Here is a 26173-nt window from a genome sequence, read left to right as displayed (position 1 = left end):
CGGCTGGGTTTTTTGCGTTCAGAAAGAAAAAACACCCCTAGCCCTCTCTAACAACGTGGCCCCCTCCCGACGCGTGCACCGTACGTCATTGCCGAGTCACTGCACCGTCATTCCCGAGTGAGGTTATCGGGAATCCACCTTGACCTTGGCTTGCAGCAGCCCAAAACCCCAACTCAACATGGATTCCCGCTAAGGGCCTGCGGGAATGACAAGAGCGGCTCGGAGGGCTGGGGCGAGTTATCGTCAGGCGCTTGTACGAAAATCCCCGTAAGGCTTGCGCCTTTGGGGAATTTTTTGCCTGAGATTTACCATTCGATGGGTTCGCCAGCCCAATCCCAAAAACTGCCAGTATCCTCTGGTGTGCGTTTGGAAATAACGGACAGAAGCTGCTGGGCAACGAAGTCTGGCGTAAATAACTTCTCGCTGGGTACCCGAGCTTGGAAAGGCTTCGAGAGCGATGTGTCCGTGGTGCCTGGGTGCAGACATAACACAATAGATTGCTTATTTGATCGTGTCAGCTCGATTGAGATGGTCTTCATTAACATGTTATGCGCTGCTTTACTGGCACGGTAACTGTACCAGCCGCCGTGACCGTTATCGCCAATGGATCCAACGCGTGCCGACAAGCTGGCAATGATAGATGGGTGTTTGCCTTGTAGTGATGATTTAAGTGCAGCAATTAGTAGGGCGGGAGTGGCTGCATTAACATGCATAACGTGAGCAAATGATGACTCATCTAGCTGCTCTAAACGCTTTTCAGGTTGCACATTACGCGTATCATCATGCAGTGTGCCAATAGCATTGAAGAGCAAGTGTACGGGGCGTTTGTTTAACTGTTCGCAAAGCGCTTTGCGTCCTGTTTCTGTAGTGATATCGGCATGAACTGTTTCTATGGAGTGTGGAATCGGCGAATCCTGAAAAGAAAGAGGCGAACGGCTTACCGCTACGACCTTTCCCACATGTGTATCAGTAAGTAATGTCCGAATAACAGCGTTGCCTATACCGCCATTAGCACCGATAACAACCGCAGTGAAGTTTTCTGGAAGGTGGGCTAGCATCAGTTCGGCTCCAAATGTGAATACTAATGTCCACATTGAAGCTTTTTGTATAAGTTTTGTCTATGAATGTTTGTAAATACTAAGAATAGATCTAACTATTAAGCGGATGCGTTGATGCGGCCTGGTTGGGCATTATTGCGCCCGTTTGGCTTATAAAGGGTTTTTTCAGCGATTTGTCGAATGTAGTTCAGCATCTCTTGGTTGTGCTTCATTCTTAGCGATAGCATTTGACCCGTAAGCGCATTCATTCGTGAGACACGTTCGCTTTTTTCGAGCAGGCTTTCCCATGTGCTTAAACAGCCTGCATCGTTAGCCGCTTGTCTGGCACCCTGGGTACCATCTGCATAGCCAAGCTTCGTTTGCACGCTGCGGCGCAGTGTTTCGATGCGCTCTAGCTCAACTAGCAGCGCCTGTTTTTTCAGAGCAATAGTATTGAGAGCATCACCGTCAATGCTGCCTTTAGTAAGCTCTGCTTGTTCATCAGAGAGCAATAGTACTAAGTCATCAAGACGTTGTAGCTGGTCTGAAAGCAGTCGTGTAAGGCCCATAATAGTCCGCTTATAACTCTTTTAAATTGGCAATTAAGCCATCAGCGATCCGGTCCGCACGAATGTCGAGTTTTCCTTCACGAATAGCTTCGCGAATTTCTTCGACCTTCGCTGTATCAATATCCTGCGAACTATCAATATGCGCTTGGCTAAGATGCGTTGCTGAACGTGTAGCACTGTCCGCTTCAGTTGGCTTGCTGCCACTTATCTTTGGGGCTTCCTCACGTTGCTGCGCCTGATTAGAACGTAGCAACGGATTAATATTATCAATTTTCACGTTGTTTGCCTCATCGTCAACGTTGGTGCGGCATGCGCTATATAACTTATTATCGGCCCGAGTAGTAAGGACTTTAGTGTTTGAATCAAAAATCTATCACCAATGTACCTTGGCCAATGACGCGCGCAGTGACTAATTCCCGCGTATCAAAGCGCACGCGTATACGTTCGCCTTGTGCACCATCAGACAAGGCCTCTCCTTCGCGTGACACTCGAAAACCTGCGCCTTCTGCTATGACAGTGACACGCTGCCCTCGTTTCACCACTTGAGGCGCTTGAAGGTAATGGGACTGGAAAGTACTGCCGCTACGAATAGGACGCTGCGCGACCATGCCAACAATGTCGTTTTGGTCAGTAAGTGCTTGGGAAGCAAGATCTCCAAGATTGCCTTCTCGTAATGTCAGCATATCACCCGTAATAAGTGTGCCTCTATCAATATCCTGCCCAGCCACGGCGTAGCTACCGATAATATCAATCTGTGCCTGTATATACCGCACTTGACGCCGATTTTCGCCGCAGCGTACGCCAACTGACACGCGCCCGAGAGGGGGGTGATTGGCATTTGGAAAGAAGGGTTCGGGCGAAACACAAGTAGGTAAATGAGGAGAAGGAGGCGTGATGTCGATCATCACCTCTTGCCCAAGTGCTTGGGATTCTTGGTAAAGAAATTGTTGAACGGTATCCATTAGCAGGTCATTGCTGGCATGTGCCTGCAATGAAAGGCAAAGACTGAACAACAATAATAAAAGTAGTTGCTTAAGTATCGCCAAGCAGTATTGCAGCGGATGGGGCATGGGTGAGTCGCTCAATCGAAAGGAGGCGGATGATAAGCATCAGCCGTGAAGTGTAGTGCAAAAGTAGTCTGTGCATCATATGAAATGCTGGTGTAAACGGCAGCTGTTCCATGCTTTAGGCTGACGAGTCGAAGCCTATTATTCATCATCAATAATATCCACTGTATGTTGCCTCTCAGCGAACGAGGACCGGCATGATTGATCAACTTGAATCTGCCTTTAATTATCACCAGCAGGCGCTGGGGCTGCGTCAAGCTCGTCACGATGTGCTGGCAGCCAATATTGCTAACGCTGATACGCCTAACTATAAAGCGCGCGATCTTGATTTTGCCAGTGAGCTAAAGAAGGCCGTAGCGGGTAGCCAGCCACAGCAGCAACAAAATGGCGCGCTAACGCTCGCACGAACCTCAGATCGTCATCTGCAAGGGGAAGGGCCTGCTTGGCGTGGTGCAGGCAGTGCAGAGCTGCTTTATCGTGTCCCTGATCAACCTAGCCTTGATGGTAATACGGTTGATATGGATCGTGAGCGGACACAGTTTGCAGACAATGCCGTTCGTTACCAAGCTGCGCTAACTATTATGAATCGCCGAATTCAGGGCCTGAAAAACGCGATGCAGCCGGAATAATTTAGCGGTAGGAGAAAAGTAATTTATGTCGATGTTTTCAGCCTTTGATATTGCTAGTTCGGCGATGAGCGCTCAAGCGCAGCGTATGAATGTTACTGCTAGCAATATGGCCAATGCCGACAGCGTTGCGGGACCTGATGGCGAGACCTATCGGGCCAAACACGTGATGTTTGAAACCCAGGCACATAATAATCGATATGGCGTCGGTGGCGTACGTGTCAATGAAGTGGTTGAAGATGACTCTCCGCTACGTTTGGAATATATGCCTAACCACCCTGCTGCCGACGAAGAAGGGTACGTCGCCAAGCCCAATGTTGAACCCGTGCATGAAATGGTCAATATGATCTCGGCATCACGCTCCTATCAAGCCAACGTAGAAGTGTTCAACACAACGAAGCAGATGATGGTGCAGACGCTATCGCTGGGAGAGGGATAGTCATGAGTACAATCGACCCGACAACACTTTCGACAATTAATGGCGGCGGCGGTGCCCAGTTAAAGCAAAGTGCATCAGATGAGCTGCGTAGTAGTTTTCTGACGTTACTGATTACCCAGCTGCAGAACCAAGATCCGCTGAACCCTATGGAAAATGCGGAGATGACCTCTCAGATTGCGCAAATTAACACGGTGAGTGGGATTGAGCAGTTAAATACCACTTTGCAAAGCATCACAAGCCAAATGGATGCCAACCAAGCACTGCAGGCAAGTGGTTTGATTGGCCAAGGCGTGATGGTACCTGGTAACAAGGTCATGTTAGAGCAAGACAGTGAAGGAAAACCCTACACAACGCCCTTTGGTATTGAGCTTGCTAAGCCTGCGAACGCACTTAACGCTGTGATTGTGGGGCAGGGCGGCGAGGTCATCAGGCGCTATAACTTGGGTGCGGTAGAGGCCGGCGTGCAGTCTTTCCAGTGGGACGGTAAAAACGAGCAGGGTGAAGCAGCTGCCAATGGTCGTTATACAGTTCAACTTGAAGCTCTAGATGCTGAAGGTGAAGCGCTAAGCTCAACGGCATTGAACTATGCCGTTGTTAATAGTGTGACGCCTAACGATGGTAACGGAAATGTTCGGCTGGATTTAGGGGCTATTTACGGACAGGTTCAGCTTGATCAGGTCAAACAGATTCTTTGAGCAACCTTCAAGTAGAACGACGTTTTTACAGTAAGAACGTCTTAATGAAAAAGACGTTTTGATGAGGAAAGTATTATGTCATTTACAACGGCTATCGCTGGTCTAAACGCGCAATCAGAGAAGCTAAACTCGGCGGGTAACAACATCGCCAACTCGCAAACGGTGGGCTACAAGCGTTCTGACGTTTTGTTTGCTGATGTGTTTGCGGCCTCACGCGGCATTGGTGTGCAAGTATCCGATGTGCGCCAGAACTTTACCCAAGGCAGTATCGAAAGTACTGGCCGTAATCTGGACTTAGCGATTTCCGGAGAAGGCTTTTACCGTCTTGAGCGCTCAACTGGCGAAGTAGGTTATTCACGTAACGGCGAGTTCGGCATCACTGCTGCTGGCGATATCGTTAACGCCCAGGGCGATCGTTTGATGGGTTACGGTATGGATCGCGGCATTACTGTAGATACCGATGACCAGCAGGCGTTCCCTTTCTCAAACGTATTGGTAGGCGGCGCCCCGCAGGCATTAAATGTGCCCGTTGATGATATTCCAGCCAAAGCCACCACCGAAGTGAATGCGCTATTAAACCTGGATGCCAGGGTAGTCAGTGGCCAAGATTTAAATACTGTTGAAATTTCAGAAAGTGATGCTGACGCAGAGGCTAACCCTCCTGTCGTCACACCATTGAACTATCATTTTTCCAATAACTTCACTTCTTATGACTCTTTGGGGAATGCGGTTAATGTTGCTACCTATTTCGAAAGGGTGGGTGACAATAGTAATCAATGGAATGTGACTGCCGTCACTAACGGGGTAACCAGAGGCAGCTTTACATTGGACTTTACCGAAAGCGGTAGATTGCGAACTAATGCGGATGGCGTTGTTACGGGTATTGGGGAGAATGCCAACCTAGGGGGAGGTGCAGTTGTAATTGAAGATCCAGAAACAGATGAAACTCGCGTCACTATTGGTGGCATCCCCGGTGGCGTCGATGCAGCCGCTCTGGATATCCAGTTTAAGTTTAATGGCTCTACTCAGTTTGCCGCCGACTCACTGCAAAAAGAGCTGAACCAGGATGGCTTTACCTCTGGTGCACTGGCCGGTATTACCGTCACTGAAACAGGCGTTATTCAGCGTAATTTCACCAACGGTGAAACCCGTGCCGCGGGCCAGATTGCGCTAGCCAGTTTCCGTAATGAAGAAGGCCTTCAGCCACTAGGTAACAACTTGTGGGCGGCGACGAACACCTCTGGTTTGGAAAATTTAGGGGCACCGGGCACCGGTCGTCTGGGGCAGATCCAAGCAGAAGCGGTAGAAGCATCTAACGTCGACTTAGCCAGTGAGCTGGTAGATACCATTGTGGCGCAGCGCTCTTATCAGGCTAACTCCAATACCATCAGCACCCAGGACGAGCTCCTGCAGACCATTATTAACCTGTAGTCATTCGTGATAATGGCGTAATGCTGCGCTAAGGAGTCAGTTGTGGATCGTATGCTATATACCGCCATGAGCGGTGCTAAACACACGATGGATCAGCAGGCAGTGATAAGTAACAATCTGTCGAACGTATCCACTGCGGGTTTTCGCGCTCAGCTACAAGCGGCACGCTCGGTGCCAGTGGAAGGCGCAGGGCTGCTTGATACGCGGGTATCGGCAGTGACCACTACCCCAGGCACTGACTTCTCGCAGGGCCCTATTGAACGCACAGGACGAATGCTTGATATCGCTATGCAGGATGATGCCTGGATGGCGGTACTCGCAGACGATGGCACCGAAACATACACGCGGCGCGGCGACCTACAGCTGGACAGTGACGGCGTACTGCTCAGTGTTGGGCGCCCTGTGATGGGCGAAGGTGGGCCTATTGCATTACCACAAGGCGCAGAAGTATTCATTGGCGCGGATGGCACCATTAGCGCTATTCCACAGGGAGAGGGACCAGAGGCATTAGTAGATGTCGGCCGGATCAAGCTGGTAACACCTGAAGCGCAGGCATTAACGCGAGGTGAAGATGGCCTATTTCGTGGGCCACTGAATGAAGAAGGTTTTGCTGCGGTGCTGCCAGGTGATGAAGGCGCCCGAATTGTCAGTGGCGCACTAGAGGGCAGTAACGTCAGTGCCGTTGATGCCATGGTGTCTATGATTGACGCTTCACGGCGTTATGACATGCAAATGAAAATGCTTAGCACAGCGGACGAAAACGCTCAGCGAGCTAACAGTATTCTATCTATTCAGGGCTGATGGCAGTCTGTCAGTTGAGGGAACACGATAATGATTAAATCCTTGTGGACCGCTAAGACGGGGCTAGAGGCTCAGCAAACAAAGTTAGATGTACTCTCGAATAACCTAGCAAACGTAAGCACGAACGGCTTTAAACGCTCACGTCCGGTGTTTGAAGATCTGCTCTATCAAAATATGCGCCAGCCTGGCGCGCAAAATAATATTCAGGATCGTTTGCCTTCTGGTATGCAAATAGGCACCGGTGTGCGTGCGGTGGCTACGGAGCGCCTGCATACCCAAGGCGGCCTTGAGGAAACCGGGAATTCTCGCGATCTGGCGATTAATGGCGACGGCTTTTTTCAAGTGCTGCTACCTGATGGCACCGTGGGCTACACGCGGGATGGTAGTTTTCAGCTGAATGAAAACGGCCAAATGGTCACTGCTAATGGTTACCCACTTGAGCCTGCCATTTTTGTTCCCGCAAACGCGCTGTCGGTCTCCATTGGTGAGGACGGCACTGTTAGTGTGCGCCAACCAGGTATTGCGCAAGATGCCGATATTGGTCAGATCAACGTGGCGTCGTTTATCAATCCAGCAGGCCTAGAGAGTGTTGGCGGTAACTTGTACTTAGAAACCGGTGCATCGGGCGCGCCTAACCAAAATGCCCCCGGCAATAACGGTGCTGGCAGGTTATTCCAAGGTTATGTTGAAACCTCCAACGTGAACGTAGTTGAGGAGATGGTCAATATGATCCAAACCCAACGCGCCTACGAAATTAATAGTAAAGCGGTATCAACCAGCGACGAGATGTTAGCGCGTTTGAGCCAGCTCTAATGTTATTGATGAGCTATTGATGAATAGGGCTTACTAACAGGTCCCAATATGTTGGATTTACACGCTGCTTTACGTCTTTTTACGTTAGTTAGTCTTACTCTTTTTATCTTAGTAGCGGCCGGTTGTGCACAAATTCCGCGTGCCTCGGTAGTGGGTGAGCAAGAGCAGATTAGTATTGTCGATCGGCCGCCGCCGATTGCTAATGGCTCCATTTATCAAGCACGCCGGGGTTACCAGCCGCTATTTGAAGATCGCCGCCCGCGATCTATTGGCGATATTTTGACTATCGTACTTGATGAAGAGGTAAGCGCTAGCAAAAATGCTCAGTCCAACGCTAATCGTGCAGGCAATGCCAGCTTAGAGCTTGCGCAGTTGCCTGATGTGCTGGATACGTTGGCCGAGTATGGTTTCGATGTGTCGGGGGCAAGTGACTTTGCTGGTGGCGGCGGTTCCCAGGCCAATAATACCTTTACGGGCACCATCACCGTATCGGTATTAGAAGTGATGAATAACGGTAACTTACGGGTACGCGGTGAAAAACAGATAGCGATTAACCAGGGAACAGAATTCATTCGTTTCTCTGGGGTGGTTAATCCACGCACAATTACCGCGCAAAACACCGTGCCTTCGACCCAAGTGGCAGATGCAAGAATTGAGTATGTCGGCGATGGCTATATAAACGAAGCGCAGCACATGGGCTGGTTGCAACGCTTTTTCTTAAATGTATCGCCGTTTTAAGTGAGTTATTCGGCCCGCGAAAAGAGACCTAGCATGGTAAACCGTTATCGTGATGTTAAACGCTGGCTACGCTATGTGGCTGTAGTGACAACGAGTTGTTTACTGGCCATGCCAGCAGCGGCGGAACGAGTACGAGAATTATCAAGCTTTGCCGGGGTGCGCGACAACCAGCTGGTTGGATACGGTTTGGTCGTGGGGCTAGATAGCACTGGTGACCAAACTACCCAGGCACCGTTTACTAGCCAAAGTTTAACGAACATGCTCTCGCAGTTAGGCGTTACGGTGCCGGCTGGCACTAACTTGCAGCTTCGCAACGTTGCTGCTGTCATGGTCACTGCTGACTTACCGCCGTTTTCACGCCCAGGCCAGCGCTTGGATATCGTTGTATCTTCGATTGCCAATGCCCGTAGCTTACGTGGTGGAACGCTGTTGATGACCCCTCTAAAAGGTGCTGATGGCGATACCTATGCCATTGCCCAAGGCAATATGCTGGTGGGCGGTGCGGGTGCTCAAGCAGGCGGCAGTAGTGTGCAGATCAATCAGCAAGCATCCGGCCGTATTCCTAACGGCGCGTTGGTTGAGCGGGAAGTGCCTTTAAATCTCGGCGGTAACGGTGGACGGTTAGAATTACAGCTTAACGAGTCAGATTTTGGCACGGTCCAGCGCATGGTCACGGCGATTAATAATGAATTTGGTCAATCGGTAGCCTATGCGCGCAATGGACGGGTGATCGCACTTGATGGTCCTATGGATGACAATGCCCGCGTTAACTTTATGGCGCGGGTAGAAAATGTCCAGGTAACGCCGATGGATGCTCCCGCGCGCGTGGTGCTCAATGCCCGTACCGGCTCCGTAGTGATGAATAGCGCGGTGACCCTTCGCCAAGCAGCGGTCGCCCACGGTAATTTATCTATTATGATTGACACCCAGTTCGGGGTTAGCCAGCCAGCTCCTTTTGGTGAAGGCGAAACAGTAGTGGTACCTGATACAGATATTGAAATTGAGCAGCAGGAAGCCTTTCTACAAATTGTAGAAGGCGCCCAGTTGAACGAAGTGGTTAATGCGCTCAATGCCTTAGGAGCCACCCCCCAAGATTTAATGTCGATTCTTGAAGCGTTGAAGGCCTCCGGATCGCTTCGCGCAGAGCTTGAGGTTATTTAATGAGCATTGGCGATATGACCAGCCAATTTGCGCTGGATATGAATGGCTTCCAGCGCTTGCAGCATAACGCTCGGATGAACCCTGATGCCGGTGTTCATGGTGCTGCGCAGCAGTTTGAAGCGCTCTTTGTGCAGATGATGATGAAAAGCATGCGCGATGCCACTCCCTCTTCTGGTTTGTTGAGTAGTTCAACCACCGATACCTATCAGCAGATGCTGGATCAACAGTGGTCGCAAGTCATCTCATCGAAAGGCATGGGGTTGGCGGATATGCTAGTAGAGCAGCTGCAGCGCCAGGGCGTCGTCAATAATAAGGTAGAGGGTGGCGATCAAGAACTACAGGCGTTAATTGCTGGGATACCCCGTGGTACTCCTAAAGTGCTGGATGATCCGCTGCAGCCGACTAATCATGGTTATGCCCCCGAGCCGGGTAATGGACGCTTCTTAGCTGAGCTAGACGCGATAAGCCAACGGTCAGCCGCTGAGGTGAGCAATACCAGCACGTCCTCTACAGCGCTCTCCTCTGCTACGCCTACGTCCGCCGCGACACCTGCTAGTTTCAGCCATGCGCCTGATCACGTTCAGCGCTTCTTAACGACATTAGCGGCTCCAGCTCAGGCGGCAAGTCATGCCACCGGCGTTCCGGCTGAGCTTATTTTGGCACAAGCAGCACTGGAAACAGGCTGGGGACGCCATGAAATTGCCACCCAACACGGTGGTAATAGCCACAATTTGTTTGGTATTAAAGCGGGCAGCCACTGGCAAGGCAAGACGACCGATATCGTGACTCATGAATACATTAACGGCCGTCGAACTCAAATTGTGGACTCTTTCCGCGTGTATGATTCGTTTGAACATGCGTTTACCGACTATGCCAATTTGATTGGCAATAACCCTCGTTACGCGGGCGTAGTCCAGGCCGCTGATGCGCATCAAGCCGCTCACGAGTTACAACGAGGCGGTTATGCGACGGACCCCCAATACGCTGACAAACTGGTCGCCGTTATGAATACCATGGGGCCGATTGCACCAGGACGCGATTTTCTTGCAGATTCCCGCTAACGCACGATTCAAGTTTTTCTGCGCACTGCCGATAGACTTGTTATCGGCCTAAGGAATTGACCATGAGCATGTTTTCAATCGGCTTAAGCGGCCTCAATGCGGCGCAGAATGCCCTCAGTACTACCAGCAACAATATCAGTAACGTTTATACGCCTGGGTATAACCGTGAGCTGGCTCAGCTTGGCCAAGGGCCGGTTGGGGGCGGCGTTAAAGTTGACAGTATCGAACGCCAATTCAATACCTATGTCTCGAACCAGCTTAACAACGCCAAAACGCAATCAAGTGCGTTGAACACTTACAATAACCAAGTGACCCAAATTGATAACTTGCTCGCGGATCGTGAAGCGGGTTTGTCGCCATTGATGCAGTCGTTTTTCTCATCGCTAGAAGATTTAGCCGGCGCACCATCGGACCCAGCGGCCCGCCAAGGGGTCGTAGGTAATGCCAATACACTTAGCGCTCAGTTCCGTTCCTTTGATGGTTACCTGCAAGACATGCAGAGCAACGTTAATAGTCAGATTAGGGACGAAATTACCCAGGTCAATAACACCGTAGAGCAAATTGCTGGACTAAATCGTGAGATTGCTCTGGCTCGTGCTCGCAGTGGAGAAGCCCCAAATAGCCTTTTAAACCAGCGCGATCATTTTATTTCTGAACTTAATGAGCGCATGGATATACGTTTAAATATCCAAGATGGAAAAAGCTACAATCTCAGCCTACCAAACGGTCAGCCGCTGGTAACAGGTACCAATGCGTTTAGGCTGGAAGCCATACCTTCTGAGGCTGATCCACAGCGAACGGTGGTGGGCTATCGCGATGGCCAAGGAAAAGTGACTCAGCTGGAAGAGTCAACGATTAAAGGCGGTGCGTTGGGTGGTTTAATGACGTTTCGCTCAGAAACTCTGGATAAAACGCAGAATCAAATTGGCCAACTGGCAGTGTCACTTTCTGTGGCGTTTAATGAGCAGCACAAGCAGGGGGTCGACCTGAATGGTGAGCAAGGGGGAGACTTCTTCACTGTACGATCACCTCAGACGATCAGCCATGATGATAACAGCGGTGTTGCCATCGTTGAGTCTGCTGAGTTTGATATCGACACGCTAGATCAGCTTCGCGCAACAGATTATACCGTTCGTTTTGAAGGCAATACGCCAACGGTAACGCGCAACGATAACGGCGAGACGGTAGACGATGTTGACTGGAATGCGGGAACCGGCGCGCTGACGTTTGGTGGAGTCGCTCTCACGTTTAGCAACACACCTGCCAATGGCGACCGGTTTGAAGTGCAACCAGTACGCCGTGGTGCTAGCGATATGAATGTGGCGGTCAATGACCTAGACCGTATCGCAGCGGGTAAGCCATCAAACCCTGAAGACAATCCTGAGGATTGGGTAACGGCGGGCGCTGGTGATAACCGCAATGCCTTGGCGTTACAGGACCTACAGCAAAAACCCATTGTGGGAGGTAGCGCATCGGTGAGTGGCGCGTATGGCGTGATTGTCAGCGATGTGGGTAACCGTACTAATATTACGCAGGTGAACTTAGATGCACGCCAAGGGTTAACCGATCAATTGAAAGCCGTTCAGCAATCTGAGTCGGGCGTTAACCTTGATGAAGAAGCAGCTAACCTGATTCGCTACCAACAGTATTACCAAGCGAATGCGCGTGTGATTGATACCGCAGGCGCGATGATGGACACCATTTTGAACCTGCGGAATTAATAAGGAGCTTAGGCGATGCGTATCAGCACGGTCACCATGTTTGAGCAGAGCACGGCTTCTATTAACCGTCAGCAAAGTGATTTCTTAAAAGTTAGTCAACAGATTGCCAGCGGTCGTCGCGTGGTTAATCCTTCTGATGACCCCCAAGCTGCGTCGCGTGCCGTGGGCGTTGATCAATCCAAAGCGATGACCCAACAGTTTGCCGATGCTCGGGTGACGGCACGCAATTCGCTATCGCAGACAGAGAGCATTCTGAACAGCGTCAGTGATGCGGTTACTAGTGCAAAAACACTATTAATCCAAGCCTCGAGCGATACGCTTAGTGATGTGGACCGTGAGTCCATTGCCAGTGAGCTAAAAGGTATCTACGAAACCATGTTGGGGCAGGCGAATGCCACCGATGGTAATGGTCGCTACCTGTTCGGTGGTTACAAAGATAATGCGCCGCCATTTGTAAAATCCGCGGAAGGCGGCGTGGAGTATAACGGTGACAGTAGTGTGCGCCAGCAGCGTGTTGATGCCTCCCGCTTGATGCCAGTTGCTGAAAATGGTGTCACCGTTTTTCAGGGCGTACCCAGTGGCGCCGGCTATATCGCTGAAGCCAATGCAGAGAATCAAGGAAGCGTTACTTTCAGCGGCCCCCAGCTGACGGACGTTAACGCTTCCGGCTATGGCGATAGCTACCGTGTCGTGTTCAAAGAAGATACGTCGCTGGACAGCGGCATCAGCTATCACGTACAGCGCTTTAGTGGAGGTGCGTGGCAAGAGGATGCGGCGAGCGCAGTGGCCAGTGGCGAATATGTCGGCGACGGTCAGCAGCTTAGCTTTGGTGGTATTAATGTCACGCTAACCGGCAGCGCTGAGCCTGATGATGAAATTCTGATCGCCCAAGCGGGCAGTGAACAGCGCGGTGCTGACCTGTTTCGCACCATGGAAGCGGCTATTAGCGTACTAGAAACGCCAGCTCAAAGTGCGACGGATAAAGCCGCGTTGCGTAATACACTAAACACGTCAATGCGCGACCTTGATAACGCCCTTGATAACGTACTGACCGTTCGTGCATCGGCGGGTGCCCGGCTGAATGAACTAGATGTGGTTGATGCGGTAGGCGGCAACCGAATGCTTAACTATGAGCAAACGCTGTCTGACTTAGTCGATTTGGATTATGCCGACGCGATTTCTGAATATAGCCTGCGGCAAGTAGGACTACAGGCCGCTCAGAAAGCGTTCGTCGATATTCGCGGCATGTCGCTATTCGATTATATGTAGTGGTTTATGACTTAGCCCAAGGGAGCCATCGTTTCGATCAAGCTCTGCATAAAGGCGAGCCCTTGGCTAAAAAGGTGCTGTAAAAAACGGCCAATATCGGTCATTAGCACCATCAACAGAATTAGTCCCACGGTTAATGAGGCAGGGAAGCCGATATTGAATACCGTCAATTGTGGTGCTGAACGGTTGAGGATGCCGAGCGCTAAGTTAATGATTAACAGTGAGCCGACCAGCGGTAGCGCGAGTAACATGCCGGAGGCAAAAATAGTTCCCGCATAGCGTGCCAGCAGCTCAAACGCATTCGGGTTTAAGGCACCAATGCCGATAGGCAGTGTTTCAAAGCTCATTATTAATGTTTCTAACACCATCAGGTGGCCATTCAAGGCAAGAAACATCAACAGCGTAATCATATAAAGAATACGTGATAGCACCATAATGTTGGTGCCGCTCGACATATCGAAAAAACTGGCAAACGCCAACCCCATCTGTAAGCCGATAAACTCGCCGGCAGCTTGAACCACGGCGAAAATAATATGCATGACTAAGCCAATAGCAACGCCTATCAACAGCTGCTCAATCATGATGCCCAGGCTCGCCCACGACATGATGGGAACGTCAGGCATGGCAGGCAATATCGGGGCAATTACAATGGCAATAATAGCCGCTAGTGCCACCTTAGCCTGATTCGGAACGCTGGAGTGGCCCCATAAGGGCGAGGCTGCCATAAAGGCAGTAATGCGAGTAAACGGCCAAAGAAACGCCACTAACCACGCCTGTAACTGGGCGAATGTCACCTCCACCATGGCGTTACATCACCATGCTGGGGATATTAGTGAAGAGGCGATGCGTGAAGTCGGTGATCAAACCAATTAGCCAGGGCCCAGCAAGTACCAGAACGGCAAAGACGGCTAATATTTTAGGAATAAAGGTTAGCGTCATTTCATTTATTTGGGTGGCCGCCTGGAACAAGCTAATGATTAGGCCAGTGAAAAGGGCGGCCAGCAGCATGGGGCCTGCAAGCAAAAGCGTTACCCGCATACCTTGGTAAGCAATGCTCATCACCATTTCCGGGGTCATAGATACTCCTGGCCGCTGAACGCGACGCTCAAATCATGTAAAAGCTTTCTGCAAGTGAGCCTATAATTAACTGCCAGCCATCTACCAACACAAACAGCATGAGCTTAAAAGGTAGTGAAATTGTGATTGGTGGCACCATCATCATACCGAGTGCCATTAGCGTACTCGCCACGACTAAATCAATAATCAGAAAAGGAATAAAAATCGTAAAACCAATCTGAAACGCAGTCTTAAGCTCACTGGTAACGAAGGCGGGTAGTAAGACCCGCATAGGTAACTCTTCGGGGCCTTGCATCGGGCCAACATCGGCAAGGCGAACAAATAGCGCTAAGTCAGGCTCGCGGGTTTGGGCGAGCATGAATTCTCGAAACGGTTGCTGAGCCCGCAGTAAGAACTCTTCAAAATTGATTGTTTCATTCGTGAGCGGCAGCCAAGCGGCGTCATACACTTGGTTTAAAACAGGCGACATAATAAAAAACGTCAAAAACAACGCGATACCCAATAAAACTTGGTTCGGTGGCGTTGCCTGGGTGCCCATGGCGGTCCGCAGCAAGCTAAGTACAATAATGATGCGCGTAAAACTGGTCATCATTAGTAGCATGGCTGGCAAAAAGGCCAAAGAGCTTAAGAACAGGAGCGTTTGTAACGACAGCGACCACTGTTGGCCGCCATTATCCAACGGTTGAGACACCAGCCCAGGCAGCTGTTGAGCGTGAGCAGGTAGAATAAATAAGCAGCAGGCGATAGCGGCAAGTATTAGCCACCAACGCCGCCCAACAGGCCAAGCGACATGCATCTTGTATCTCATGATGTGTGGTTTGAATCGGGGGCGGTAGAAGGCGGGCTATCCTGTTTGCCCCGGTGGCCGGCAAGTGCCTGGGCTAAACGCTGAGAAAAACGCGAAGGCGCCTCGGGGGGGGGCGAGTTAGGGCGGTCAGTCGGCGCAGGTCGTTCATGCAGTTTGGTTATCCGCCCACTGCTCACGCCGACCACCAGCCAGGTATCCTCTATTTCAACCACGACAATACGTTCGCGATTGCCTACCGCAGTGTTACCCACAATTTTTAAGTGGGCTCCGTGTTGATGACGCGCGGTTTGCCAGCGTTTCAGTACCGCTGTGCACAGCAAAATAATGGCAATGACCAGCGCGAGTGACGCTGCTGTTTTGCCGAGTGCTGCCATGCCTATTAAGGCATCACCACTGCCGCTTATGGCATCAAGTGAAGAGTTTGATGAAGAAGAGGGTACGGCGCTCATCGGTTGAGTTTATGAATGCGCTCAGAGGGAGTGATAATCTCGGTGATTCGGATGCCATATTTATCATCCACCACGACGACTTCCCCTTGGGCGATTAAATAGCCGTTGATCAAAATATCCATAGGCTCGCCAGCGAGACCTTCCAACTCAATCACCGAACCCTGGGCAAGTTCAAGGAGTTGCTTGATGGTCAGCTTTGTACGACCTAACTCCACCGTCAACTTGACCGGGATGTCCATGATCATTTCCAAGTCGCGAGACTCAGAATGGCCACTCTCAGCAGTTAATGGGCGAAATACTTCATCACTTGCCGGTTTAGCGACAGGCGCTTCTTGCTCTGGCTCGTTGCTTGAGGAATCGATCTCTTCCGCAGCTTCTTGCTCGGCCATCGCCGCTGCCCAAGGATCCTCCTCACCTGTGGCATCGGCACTTGTGGGTTCTTCTTGCTCAGACATGGCGTCCGCCCAATCGTCATCAGAGACTTTTTGATCGGGGTTGTTTGGATCAGTCATGCTTTGGGTTCCTTGGCTTTCTGTCGCGTTGAACCTTTAATAAAGTCCTTGGACGATAGGTTGTTCATAGCGGCATGGTCGATCATACGTAGCACGCGTAATGCGCGTTGCTGCTGTTGGCTCCCGTACTCGCACTCCATCACCGGAACACCGTCGACACGAGCGGTGATTGTGTTGGGGATATCCATGGGCAATACATCGCCCTTTTTTAGCCCCATTACATGGGCAATGCGGCTGGGTATTTGTGCAAACTCAGCGACTAGCTCAACTTCTGATTGACGAAGCTCGCTCGCCATACGCCGTGACCATGTGCCGTCATGATCATGGTTACTGTCGTTAATGGGGTTGGCGAGTAGATCCCTAAGCGGCTCAATCATGGCGTAGGGCATGCAAATCTGAAAGTTGCTCGATAGGTTGCCCACTTCGATATTAAATTTGGTATTCACCACAATCTCGTTGGGCGAGTTGGTGATGTTGGCAAACTTAGACTGAACTTCGGAGCGTAAAAAGAACGCTTCCAGGGGATAAACTACCTTCCAGGCTTCTTGGTAGGCATCAATAGCCAAGTTGAGCAGACGCTGGATAATACGCTGTTCGGTGTTGGTAAACTCGCGACCATCTGACTTTGTCACAAAACGACCGTCGCCACCAAACAGGTTATCTACCACCATAAATACCAAGTTTGGTGGAAAAACAACGAGTGCTGATCCGCGTAACGGCTTCATTGATACAAGGTTTAAGTTAGTGGGTACCGGAACGTTACGCGAAAAATCGCTAAAGCTTTGGTACCGCATCGACTCAACGGTGATGTCCGCACTACGACGAATCAAATTAAACAAGCCATTACGGAAGTAGCGAGCGAAACGTTCATTGATAAAATCTAATGCATGTAAGCGTTCACGGATGACCCTATGCTGTGTTGCTGGGTCGTAGGGACGAACGCGGTTTTCATCCTGCGCAGATGATGACGAAGTGGCAGGCTCATCATCTCCACTAACGCCCTTTAGCAAGGCATCAATTTCTTCCTGGGACAGTAGATCGTCCTGCGACATGAACGGCTCCAGTTCCCGGGGTTATTGCACAATAAATTCGGTAAACAGCACTTCCCGTAAATCTAAGGGAGGCTGATTTTCGGTAAGAGGAACGTTCAAGCGGCTGATAATAGCTTGAGCTAGCTCTTCTTTACCCTCAGTAGACGTTAATTCATCGGCTTGCTTGCCTGATAATAAGATAAGCAAGCGGCTACGTACCTGGGGCATGTGCTCTTCAATAATCGTCTTGCTTTGTTCGTTGCCAACCCGAAGCGTAATGCCGGTATAAAGTAAGCGGGAGCCATAACGGTCATCGGCTAGATTGACAGTAAACGGGTCAATGCGTGTGAAAACAGGCGGTACATGTTCAACGCTTTGCTGTGTTTCATCGTTTTCAGCACTTCCGCTACGTTGATCAAGCACTAAATAGATTGCTGCCGCGGCACCCGCCGACGATAGCAGTACTAGTACAATCATTATCCAAAGCAGTTTTTTAGACCCGCTGCTTGCTTCTGCCATTTGCTGTTCCCATCAATGTCACCCGTAACGCTCGCTAAGCATTATGCCTAACGCTGTTACAAATGATGAAATGAACAGGCTCATTGGATGAGCCTATCTTTTGGTTTAGTTACGTGATGCCGTAATAGTCAGTGTTGTCATACTGAATGCCAACACTTTATTTCGGGCATAGCGATTCTCAGACATAGCGCTTTTTAGGCATAGAGATCGACACGACCATCCTGCAACGAGAGAGTGCTTGTCTCTTTAAGTGGCACGCTTTCGCCGCCTGACTCAGTGAGGCGATCACCAGCGGTTTGGTTAGGCATTTGCTGAGCAAAGGCCTGCTCGTTGGGAGTTTGCTGCTCACCTACTGAGGTTTCACCTAGTGAAATACCCTGCTCAGCAAGTGCTTCACGCAATTGAGGAATAGCTTGCTCAATCGCCTGACGAACGGGGGCATGTGACGATAAAAAGTGCGCTTGGGTGCCCTGTTCAGTCACCTTAAGAGTGATCGACAAAGGCCCTAACTCGGTAGGGTGCAGCTGCATTTTAACCTGATGCTCTCCACCGCGCTGAGCAAATTGAATCAGCTGTTGCCCTAGCTGAGAAGGCCATGCGGGACTGGTAAACGGCGTGTTTAACGTGGCTGATGCTGGGCTGTTAGGCATTGGTTGAGGTTGAGAAGTTAGCGATGTAGGCAACGATTGCTCGCTGCCTTTGCTAGTGCTGTTGATTGTATTCGCTGATTCTGCATCAGCAGGCAAACCGACCATCGCGTCAGCGCTCATGGCAGGTGCTGATGCGAGTGCAGTATTGAGTGGAGAAAGCGCGTGCATGCCTGGTGGCATGGTAGTAAACGGCTGGGTTGGAATAGTTTCCAGCGATGCTATTAAGGTCGGGGCATTGGCTGGAGAGCTGACTGTTTCCGCAGACCGCGCGTTAGCAGTTGGTGTGGTTGGGCGTAGAGAGGTATTGCTAACCGTTTGCTGTGTTGCAGCTGCCAAGGCACTGGCCAGCGATGAGGAGCCTAAATGAGCCGTTGCCTGTGTTGTGGCCTGTGTTAGCGCTTGTGCCGCTTGCGGTGTGTTTGCCACGGCGCTTTCGCCAGTGAGTGCTATCTGCACCTCACGTGGGATAGCGCTGGTGGGAGTGTCTTGCAGCCTGCAGCGCGGTGGCCGTACTAGCGTTGGTCATCGTAACGGTAGGCATAGTAACGATAGGCATAGTAGCGCTAGTCGTGCCGCCATTAGCAGTCAACGGCGGCGCGGCTGGTGCGGCGTTGGCACTGGGCGCAGCTGCTGACAGTGCTTGAGGCGAGGCAAGATTCGTTGTGGAAGACGCCACCTGTGGCGAACCAGTATTAGCTGCTGCCTGTGTTGTGGCCTGTGTTAGCGCTTGTGCCGCTTGCGGTGCGTTTGCCACGGCGCTTTCGCCAGTGAGTGCTATCTGCACCTCACGTGGGATAGCGCTGGTAGGAGTGTCCTGCAACGCGGTGGCCGTACTAGCGTTGGTCATCGTAACGGTGGGCCTAGGAACGGTAGGCATAGTAGCGCTAGTCGTGCCGCCATTAGCAGTCAACGGCGGCGCGGCTGGTGCGGCGTTGGCACTGGGCGCAGCTGCTGACAGTGCCTGAGGCGAGGCAAGATTCGTCGTGGAAGACGCCACCGGTGGCGAACCAGTATTAGCTGCTGCCTGTGTTGTGGCCTGTGTTAGCGCTTGTGCCGCTTGCGGTGCGTTTGCCACGGCGCTTTCGCCAGTGAGTGCTATCTGCACCTCACGTGGGATAGCGCTGGTGGGAGTGTCCTGCAGCGCGGTGGCCGTACTAGCGTTGGTCATCGTAACGGTAGGCATAGTAACGATAGGCATAGTAGCGCTAGTCGTGCCGCCATTAGCAGTCAACGGCGGCGCGGCTGGTGCGGCGTTGGCACTGGGCGCAGCTGCTGACAGTGCCTCAGGCGTGGCAAGATTCGTCGTGGAAGACGCCACCGGTGGCGAGCTAGTATTAGCCGCTGCCTGTGCTGCTGGCTGTGGCGCTACAGAGGAAGCGCCACTATTTGCCGCCGTAAAAGATGTTGGCACAGACGGCAGCTGGTTAGGGCTCAGTGTTTGAGTCTGATTCTGACCTTGTGTCCGTGCCAGTGGAGTAGGCTCCGTGGCTAACGCGCGATCAGCTAACGCCGTGTGCATTGGTAGTGCTGTGTGCTCAAAAAAAGAAGCTGCGAAAGGTGAAGCGTTAGCAGGCTTCACGCTATCTGAATAGCTATCTGAATGGCTATCTGAAGGATTATCCGACGACGCTTGAGTAGTCGCCGTTTCTAGGCTTGAGGCTGCTTTTGGCGCTGCACTGTTAGTGCTGGCACTGGAAACCGCTTCGTTGCGCACCGGTGACGGCGCAGAATACGAAGCGATAAGGGCTAAGCGCGCAGCGACCTCTTCAATAGTTATCGGTGTCGAGGTCTCAGCGCTGTCGTTGGCCAGTAACGCGGAAGCGTGTTCAGATGTCAGCGCTTGCTCTGGCGCTGCTGGTGCTATGTCTAGCGATTGGCTAGATGCCTGGGTATCGATACTAGTGGCGCGGTTATCAGCAGGCTGTTTGTGTGCGTTTACATTCGCCACGACATTTGCTGCTACGTTTGCCACTACGTTCGCCAACGCTTCCCCATCCAGCTCACTATCGAGAGATGCTATCTGGTCAACGATATCGCTCAATGGAACGGTTGACGTGTTTTCTGCCTGAGCGTTAGTGGGCGTGCGTGCCTGATGTTGGCTTGTTGCAGCCTGGGTCAACGCCTGAAGGAACATGCCATGTGTCGCACGCGGGGAGCTAGAGGCGGCAGGGTGGCTTGATGACGCGCTCGCCCCCTGACCCTGCATGGTTAGCAATAGCTCAATAGTCATAGATACAGCTCCTCGGCGCGGCGCTAATGCGACTGATCATTCGGCTGGCGGGCTAAACGGTTAGTTACAAAGTCATCGTTAGTTTTCTGCTCGTAACGCTCTTGACGGCGATGCTCTTCTGATACGCGTCTCGAGGTCAGCGTGTCGTAGGAGGAGAGCTTACGCTGTTCCTGCTGCCAATGCTGTTGGCTTTGCTGCACACGTTTTTGCTGGGCCACAAGTGCTTGCCGTGCTCGGCTGAGAGCGGCATCTAATGACCCTAGGAATTGCTGGTAGTTGTACATGGTGGCGGGGTCGATGCCGTCGCTCATCGCCTTTTGTAAACGCTCGGCATATTCAGCGCGATAGCGGTTAAGTGATTGAAGCTGTGCTTCTGTTTGCTGCTGTGTTTGGCGTTCTTCAGCCAGTAATTTCCCGGCTTTATCTCGGGCATCACGGGCTAAGCCTGTCAGCATGTCGAGCTGTGAATGACTCATCGCTAACCTCCCACTACCGCGTGCAGTGCTTGGCGTGATGCTTCAAGCGTTGCACACTCATCAATGTTTTGCTGAAGAAATCGCTCCAATGATGGAAAGCGGTTTACCGCTTCGTCCAGTCTTGGATCATGTCCTGGGCTATAAGCCCCTACGCTGATCAAGTCACGATTGCGCTGATAGCGTGAAAAAAGCTGTTTAAAAGTGCGCGCCTCTTGTAGCTGTTCAGGCGAGCTAATAGCGGTCATCGCACGACTGATCGAGGCCTCAATATCAATTGCCGGGTAGTGCCCTGCCTCGGCTAGTGTTCGAGAAAGTACGATGTGGCCATCCAAAATCGCCCTGGCTGAATCGGCAATGGGGTCTTGCTGGTCATCGCCTTCGGTTAGCACGGTATAAAACGCGGTGATGGAACCGCCACCACGCTCAGCGTTTCCGGCACGCTCAACAAGGCCGGGTAACTTAGCGAATACCGAAGGTGGGTACCCCTTGGTAGCCGGTGGCTCCCCAATGGCGAGGGCAATTTCACGCTGGGCCATGGCGTAGCGTGTCAGCGAATCCATAATCAGCAGCACGTTTCGCCCTGCATCGCGGAACCCTTCAGCAAGCCGCGTCGCGTAAGCGGCCCCTTGTAAGCGTTGCAGTGGTGAGGTGTCAGCAGGTGCCGCCACTACCACCGCACGCCGGCGGCCTTCAGGCCCCAGAATGTTGTCGATGAAGTCTTGTACCTCACGGCCACGCTCGCCGATGAGTCCGACCACAATGACATCCGCTTGGGTGTAGCGAGCCATCATGCCTAGTAAAACTGATTTACCCACCCCAGAGCCGGCAAATAGCCCCATGCGCTGACCTCGGCCGACGCTTAGTAGTGCATTAATAGCCCGAATGCCTACATCGATTTGCTCCTCAATAGGCGCGCGGGAAAGCGGGTTAAGCAGCGTTGCTTTAAGGGTTGCTCGCGGCGTATCTTCAACGCTTTCACGGTCGTCCAACGGGTTGCCGTTGCCATCGAGCACTCGCCCTAGCAAGTCATCGCCAATTGGAAAACGGCGAGCGCTGTGACCACTGCCATCGCTAAGCGGAGAGACTCTGGCACCTGGCATAAGGCCAGAAATTTCTTCTAACGGCATCAGAAACAGCTTGTCGCCAGAAAACCCGACAACTTCTGCTTCTGCATGTTTGTCGCTATCGTTCAACCGCCCATCCGCGCCAGGTAATTCGATGCGACAAGCACTTCCTACTGCCACGCGTAACCCCACTACCTCAATGACCATGCCCGTAGCACGTATCACACGGCCACTGGTACGGTAGTGAGGCAACTGACTAACGCGCTGCGTTGTTCGGTGCAGGGCTTTGCGCCAGCGGTATAGATGAGGGCACGTCGCGTCGCTCATGGCATTACCTGTGACTAAGAGGATGGAGGTTCATGGCTATGATGGCGCTTGCGTAACTGTGCAACGATCGACTGCCAGCGGCTTTCAAACGTAGCATCTAGCTCCCCTTGGGCACTGGTGATTCGGCACCCGCCCCGCGCAAGTTGGTCATCGGGCTGTAAGGTCCAGCTGGCCGCCAGTAGCTCGCTGCCAAGATGCTCTTTGACTAGCGTGTGATCTTGCGGGTTAAGCCAAAGGCGTTGCTGGCCCACAAGCGGAGGCTCGGTGTGGAGCAGCTCACGGACAATCTCTAATACTTGCTCAGGGCGTTCTCGCAGTGCATCTGCGGCTAACTGTTTGCCGGTAGCCAGTGCGAGTTCAGCAAGATCGTGTGCCACTGTCTCATCAATACGCTCTAGTGCATCAGAAAATTGCTTGGCAAGTGAACGCAGCGGAGCCACGGTTTTACGCACCTGTTGCTCAAGCTCTTTCTCTGCTTGGGCGCGCCCTTCGCTAAGACCCTGTTCAAGCCCTTCTTGATGGCCGCGTGCTAAGCCAGCCTGATAGCCGGTTTCCTCTGCTTCCTGACGAATGCGTTCGTAGAACGCTTGACGCTCTTTTTCCTCACGCTGACGAGCCTGTTCAGCGGCTTTCTTCGCTGCTTCTACTTTGCGCTGCTGAGCGGAAGGTGTTGGCGCATCACTCGGTTGGGAGTTTTTCGGTTGCTGCGCCAATTCATCCATCTGCCAACGCCGCCAGCTGCCGTGCCGGTCAAACTCCGGCGTTTTGGCGTTAGACATACTCATCGTCTCCGCCCGCTAAGACGATCTCGCCGGAATCAGCCAGTCGACGGACTACCTGCAAAATAGCTTTCTGTTCGGTTTCTACCTGTGACACGCGAATAGGGCCGCGGGCTTCCATATCTTCGCGAACCAGGTCTGCTGCCCGCTGTGACATGTTGCGCAGGAACTTGTCGACCAACGCGTCCTGGGCACCCTTGAGGGCCACCACCAGGGAATTGGTTTCGACTTCTTGAAGCACCATCTGAATGGCACGGTTGTCCAGGTCGAGTAGGTTCTCGAAGAGGAACATTTCGTCGATAATTTTTTGAGCCAAGTCTTCGCTGTGAGAGCGAACGGTTTCGATGGCTACTTCTTCCTGAGACGAGTTCATCAAGTTGAGAATTTCGGCCGCCGTTCTTACGCCACCCATCTTGCTGCGTTTGAGGTTTTGACCATCTAGCATGCTGGTTAGTACTTCCGTCAGTTCTTGCAGCGCGGCGGGCTGAACGCCGCTGAACGTCGCAATCCGTAGTACCACATCGTTACGCAGTTTCTCTTCAAACAACTCAAGAATATCAGCGGCTTGGTGCCGATCCAGGTGAACCAAAATAGTGGCGATGATCTGCGGATGTTCATCACGAATCAGTTCAGACACCATGTTGGCTTCCATAAGGTTCAGCGCATCAATGCCTGAGTTGCCACCGGTGGTCTCGAGAATATCCTCAATAAGGCTCGTCGCACGTTCGCTACCCAGTGCTTTTGTAAGCACAGAGCGAATATGCTCACTGGAGTTGAGGTTAAGCGCCACAAACTCTTCTGTTTCGTTATGGAAGGCTTCTAGTACGGCTTTCATATCCTCGTGTGAGACTTGATGTAAGCGAGCCATTTCCATACTGATGTCTTGTACTTCGCTGGCGCTAAGGTACTTGAACACCTCAGCGGCGCTATCCTCATCCAACGCAAGCAAGAGAATGGCGCTTTTACGTGCGCCGGTCATCTCGGCAATCGGGCTACTCATGGGTGTTCATCCAGCTGCGGATAATCATTGCGACCATGCGGGGGTCTTCCTGGGCCATTTCGCGTAGGTCGTTGAGGTTGTGTTCGTACAACGAGGTTTTACGACGACGCTTAGGTTTATTGCTATAGGTGTCTTCAGCCTCTGCAGACTGTCCACTCTCTTGCTCATCTTCTTCACCCCCGACACTAGCGCTAAAGGTACTGCCAGGCATTGCGGCAGCCATCACCGGCGGCTGGGTGTAACGCTTGATCAGAGGCCGTAAAATCAGCAGGTAAAGCAACAAGGCCGCAAGGGCAACTAGCAAATAGCGACCCAAGGTAGCAGCAATGGCGAGTGTTTCTGGCTGCTGCCACCAAACAACGTCAGACGCACTGTCATCAGTAGTAGCGAACGGTGTATTGACGACCTCTACCTGATCACCACGCGCTTGCGAAAAGCCCATTGCCTGTTGGACTAAGCGTTCAAGCTGAGCAACTTCTTCAGGGCTTAGGGCAACTTGTTCTGCTTCGCCTTCTTCATTGATAACACGGCGAAAGTTTACGACGACCGCTGCCGATAGACGCTCTACCTGGCCTAGCCGATGCTGAATGTGTTCAATACTGCGGTCAACTTCATAGTTAACGACATCTTCTTGGCGCAGGTTCTGGAGGGCGTTTTCAGGGACATCCTCTTCCTCTTCATCAGCGTCGGGCTGATTGATCAGCGCGGGTGCTACGCCAGGAGGGGTGTTGGTTAAGGCTCCTGGGATACCGGTTGCCAGCGGGTCTTCACCATCGAAAGATAGGCTAAGCTGGCGGCTACGAACCGCAGATTCATTGGGCGCCTGGTTGGGTGCATAGCGCTCAGAGGTTTGTTCACGGCGCGAAAAGTCGATCTGTGCGGCCACCTGCGCGCGGACGTTATCACTACCCAGTATGGGTGAAAGGATGTTTTCGATACGCCGTTGATAGGAGCGTTCAACTTCCGCTATATACTCAAGTTGAGAGCCGTCTAGGTCATTACCTTGTGATGTGTTAGCGGAAAGCAGTCGTCCATTTTGATCGACAATGGTGACGTCTTCCGCCGCTAGTTCAGGAACACTGCTGGAGACCATATGAACGATGGCGCTGACTTGCCCTTCACCTAGTACGCGTCCAGGTAGCAGTGTCAGAACAACGGATGCTTTGGCAGGCTCTCGGTCACGAATAAAAACGGAAGGCTTGGCCATTGAAAGGTGTACGCGGACCTTATCAACGGGACCCAGTGATTCAATGGAGCGGGACAGCTCACCTTCAAGACCGCGCTGGAAGTTAACTTGCTCAGCAAATTGACTGATACCGAACGCTTGATTCTCCATCAGCTCAAAGCCCAAGTTACCGCCACGGGGGAGCCCTTGCTCAGCAAGTTGTAATCTTAGCGTATGCACTTGTTCGCTAGGGATTAGCAGCGCCTGACCACCTTCGCTAAATTGGTAGGGCACGCCGCGACTATCCAGCTCCGCAATAATACGGCCGCCATCGGCTTCATTCAGGTTGCTGTACAGAACCCGATACTCTGGGCTGTTAGCCCACATGAAAAGCGCAGCAATGATCGCAATAGAAGCCGCCGCAGCGACCAATAGCACAACCAATGGGTTACCGCGCAGTTGCTTTAACGTGCGCTCAACCGTTGAGGGACTTTTAGTGTCATTTTCTGGCGTTCCACTGCGGGGTGTCTGTTGTGTCGTGCTGTTCTGACGGCCTGCCGTAGCATCAGTTTCGCTCATGCGTGCCTCCATAAAGGCAGGCAAAACTGATGACGGCTCAGGCGCATCACCAAAGAAAGCATAGGCTGATATCCGTCAA

The 26173-nt window shown here is 52.0% G+C and carries 29 protein-coding genes; 11 read left to right on the top strand and 18 right to left on the bottom strand.

The window, feature by feature from the left end:
* Positions 1-305: 305 nt before the first annotated feature.
* The 4 genes from CR46_RS0115735 to flgA form a co-directional block, all read right to left on the bottom strand.
* Positions 306-1058, bottom strand: coding sequence for an SDR family NAD(P)-dependent oxidoreductase (locus CR46_RS0115735; protein ID WP_030074308.1), 753 nt, complete (start codon positions 1056-1058; stop codon positions 306-308).
* Between the two features lie 98 nt (positions 1059-1156).
* Entirely contained in the window at positions 1157-1606 is a 450-nt protein-coding gene (locus CR46_RS0115730) for a flagella synthesis protein FlgN (protein WP_030074307.1), read from the bottom strand.
* A 10-nt stretch (positions 1607-1616) separates the two neighbouring features.
* Complete coding sequence (gene flgM, locus CR46_RS0115725; RefSeq protein ID WP_030074306.1) at positions 1617-1883, bottom strand: flagellar biosynthesis anti-sigma factor FlgM; 267 nt, start codon at positions 1881-1883, stop codon at positions 1617-1619.
* 85 nt (positions 1884-1968) lie between these two features.
* Positions 1969-2676 (bottom strand): flagellar basal body P-ring formation chaperone FlgA, encoded by a 708-nt coding sequence (gene flgA, locus CR46_RS0115720; RefSeq protein ID WP_030074305.1) that lies wholly within the window; start codon positions 2674-2676, stop codon positions 1969-1971.
* A gap of 194 nt (positions 2677-2870) precedes the next feature.
* Between flgA and flgB the strand changes: the two genes are divergently transcribed.
* The 11 genes from flgB to flgL all read left to right on the top strand — a co-directional run bounded on the left by flgB (position 2871) and on the right by flgL (position 13428).
* Entirely contained in the window at positions 2871-3302 is a 432-nt protein-coding gene (gene flgB / locus CR46_RS0115715) for a flagellar basal body rod protein FlgB (protein ID WP_030074304.1), read from the top strand.
* 25 nt (positions 3303-3327) lie between these two features.
* Positions 3328-3738: a flagellar basal body rod protein FlgC gene (flgC, locus tag CR46_RS0115710; protein ID WP_030074303.1), complete on the top strand. Its 411-nt coding sequence runs from the start codon at positions 3328-3330 to the stop codon at positions 3736-3738.
* A 2-nt stretch (positions 3739-3740) separates the two neighbouring features.
* Positions 3741-4433: a flagellar hook assembly protein FlgD gene (locus CR46_RS0115705; RefSeq protein ID WP_030074302.1), complete on the top strand. Its 693-nt coding sequence runs from the start codon at positions 3741-3743 to the stop codon at positions 4431-4433.
* 75 nt (positions 4434-4508) lie between these two features.
* Positions 4509-5864 (top strand): flagellar hook protein FlgE, encoded by a 1356-nt coding sequence (locus CR46_RS0115700; RefSeq protein ID WP_030074301.1) that lies wholly within the window; start codon positions 4509-4511, stop codon positions 5862-5864.
* Positions 5865-5906: 42 nt separating this feature from the next.
* Positions 5907-6665 carry a flagellar basal body rod protein FlgF gene (locus tag CR46_RS0115695; RefSeq protein WP_030074300.1) on the top strand — a complete coding sequence of 253 codons (759 nt, stop codon included), beginning with the start codon at positions 5907-5909 and terminating at the stop codon, positions 6663-6665.
* A 30-nt stretch (positions 6666-6695) separates the two neighbouring features.
* The gene (gene flgG / locus CR46_RS0115690; protein ID WP_030074299.1) at positions 6696-7478 is read left to right on the top strand and encodes a flagellar basal-body rod protein FlgG; all 783 of its coding nucleotides are present in this window, start codon (positions 6696-6698) and stop codon (positions 7476-7478) included.
* A 48-nt stretch (positions 7479-7526) separates the two neighbouring features.
* Positions 7527-8216 (top strand): flagellar basal body L-ring protein FlgH, encoded by a 690-nt coding sequence (locus tag CR46_RS0115685; protein WP_030074298.1) that lies wholly within the window; start codon positions 7527-7529, stop codon positions 8214-8216.
* A gap of 33 nt (positions 8217-8249) precedes the next feature.
* Positions 8250-9377, top strand: coding sequence for a flagellar basal body P-ring protein FlgI (locus CR46_RS0115680; protein ID WP_030074297.1), 1128 nt, complete (start codon positions 8250-8252; stop codon positions 9375-9377).
* On the top strand, positions 9377-10438 hold the full coding sequence (gene flgJ, locus CR46_RS0115675) for a flagellar assembly peptidoglycan hydrolase FlgJ (protein ID WP_030074296.1): 1062 nt from the start codon (positions 9377-9379) through the stop codon (positions 10436-10438). Before CR46_RS0115680 ends, flgJ begins: the two co-directional genes overlap by 1 nt.
* A gap of 62 nt (positions 10439-10500) precedes the next feature.
* The gene (gene flgK, locus CR46_RS0115670; RefSeq protein WP_030074295.1) at positions 10501-12159 is read left to right on the top strand and encodes a flagellar hook-associated protein FlgK; all 1659 of its coding nucleotides are present in this window, start codon (positions 10501-10503) and stop codon (positions 12157-12159) included.
* A 15-nt stretch (positions 12160-12174) separates the two neighbouring features.
* Entirely contained in the window at positions 12175-13428 is a 1254-nt protein-coding gene (gene flgL, locus CR46_RS0115665) for a flagellar hook-associated protein FlgL (RefSeq protein ID WP_030074294.1), read from the top strand.
* Positions 13429-13439: 11 nt separating this feature from the next.
* On the opposite strand, the gene fliR is transcribed toward flgL, so the two are convergent.
* The 14 genes from fliR to fliF all read right to left on the bottom strand — a co-directional run bounded on the left by fliR (position 13440) and on the right by fliF (position 26094).
* Entirely contained in the window at positions 13440-14231 is a 792-nt protein-coding gene (fliR, locus tag CR46_RS0115660) for a flagellar biosynthetic protein FliR (RefSeq protein WP_030074293.1), read from the bottom strand.
* Positions 14232-14235: 4 nt separating this feature from the next.
* The gene (gene fliQ, locus CR46_RS0115655; RefSeq protein WP_027958744.1) at positions 14236-14505 is read right to left on the bottom strand and encodes a flagellar biosynthesis protein FliQ; all 270 of its coding nucleotides are present in this window, start codon (positions 14503-14505) and stop codon (positions 14236-14238) included.
* 28 nt (positions 14506-14533) lie between these two features.
* Positions 14534-15301 carry a flagellar type III secretion system pore protein FliP gene (gene fliP / locus CR46_RS0115650; protein ID WP_030074292.1) on the bottom strand — a complete coding sequence of 256 codons (768 nt, stop codon included), beginning with the start codon at positions 15299-15301 and terminating at the stop codon, positions 14534-14536.
* A gap of 8 nt (positions 15302-15309) precedes the next feature.
* Positions 15310-15762: a flagellar biosynthetic protein FliO gene (gene fliO, locus CR46_RS0115645; RefSeq protein ID WP_030074291.1), complete on the bottom strand. Its 453-nt coding sequence runs from the start codon at positions 15760-15762 to the stop codon at positions 15310-15312.
* Positions 15759-16274, bottom strand: a complete 516-nt coding sequence (fliN, locus tag CR46_RS0115640) for a flagellar motor switch protein FliN (protein WP_030074290.1) — start codon at positions 16272-16274, stop codon at positions 15759-15761. The genes fliO and fliN overlap by 4 nt, the downstream gene beginning before the upstream one ends.
* On the bottom strand, positions 16271-17326 hold the full coding sequence (gene fliM, locus CR46_RS0115635; protein WP_030074289.1) for a flagellar motor switch protein FliM: 1056 nt from the start codon (positions 17324-17326) through the stop codon (positions 16271-16273). The genes fliN and fliM overlap by 4 nt, the downstream gene beginning before the upstream one ends.
* A gap of 21 nt (positions 17327-17347) precedes the next feature.
* A complete protein-coding gene (gene fliL / locus CR46_RS0115630; protein WP_030074288.1) occupies positions 17348-17824 on the bottom strand; it encodes a flagellar basal body-associated protein FliL in 477 nt (158 codons plus the stop codon).
* Between the two features lie 194 nt (positions 17825-18018).
* Positions 18019-18900, bottom strand: a complete 882-nt coding sequence (locus CR46_RS18015) for a flagellar hook-length control protein FliK (protein WP_156963083.1) — start codon at positions 18898-18900, stop codon at positions 18019-18021.
* A 31-nt stretch (positions 18901-18931) separates the two neighbouring features.
* Positions 18932-20704, bottom strand: coding sequence for a hypothetical protein (locus tag CR46_RS0115620; RefSeq protein ID WP_030074286.1), 1773 nt, complete (start codon positions 20702-20704; stop codon positions 18932-18934).
* A gap of 23 nt (positions 20705-20727) precedes the next feature.
* On the bottom strand, positions 20728-21180 hold the full coding sequence (gene fliJ / locus CR46_RS0115615) for a flagellar export protein FliJ (protein WP_030074285.1): 453 nt from the start codon (positions 21178-21180) through the stop codon (positions 20728-20730).
* A gap of 2 nt (positions 21181-21182) precedes the next feature.
* Positions 21183-22571 carry a flagellar protein export ATPase FliI gene (gene fliI / locus CR46_RS0115610; RefSeq protein ID WP_030074284.1) on the bottom strand — a complete coding sequence of 463 codons (1389 nt, stop codon included), beginning with the start codon at positions 22569-22571 and terminating at the stop codon, positions 21183-21185.
* 14 nt (positions 22572-22585) lie between these two features.
* Complete coding sequence (locus CR46_RS0115605) at positions 22586-23350, bottom strand: flagellar assembly protein FliH (protein WP_030074283.1); 765 nt, start codon at positions 23348-23350, stop codon at positions 22586-22588.
* Positions 23343-24350: a flagellar motor switch protein FliG gene (fliG, locus tag CR46_RS0115600; protein WP_030074282.1), complete on the bottom strand. Its 1008-nt coding sequence runs from the start codon at positions 24348-24350 to the stop codon at positions 23343-23345. The genes CR46_RS0115605 and fliG overlap by 8 nt, the downstream gene beginning before the upstream one ends.
* Positions 24343-26094, bottom strand: coding sequence for a flagellar basal-body MS-ring/collar protein FliF (fliF, locus tag CR46_RS0115595; protein ID WP_030074281.1), 1752 nt, complete (start codon positions 26092-26094; stop codon positions 24343-24345). Before fliF ends, fliG begins: the two co-directional genes overlap by 8 nt.
* Positions 26095-26173 lie beyond the last annotated feature (79 nt).

Source organism: Vreelandella neptunia, assembly GCF_000712975.1.
Taxonomy (GTDB): Bacteria; Pseudomonadota; Gammaproteobacteria; order Pseudomonadales; family Halomonadaceae; genus Vreelandella; species Vreelandella qaidamensis.
Note: the sequence above shows the minus strand (reverse complement) of the source record. Positions and strands in the feature narration are given on the sequence as shown.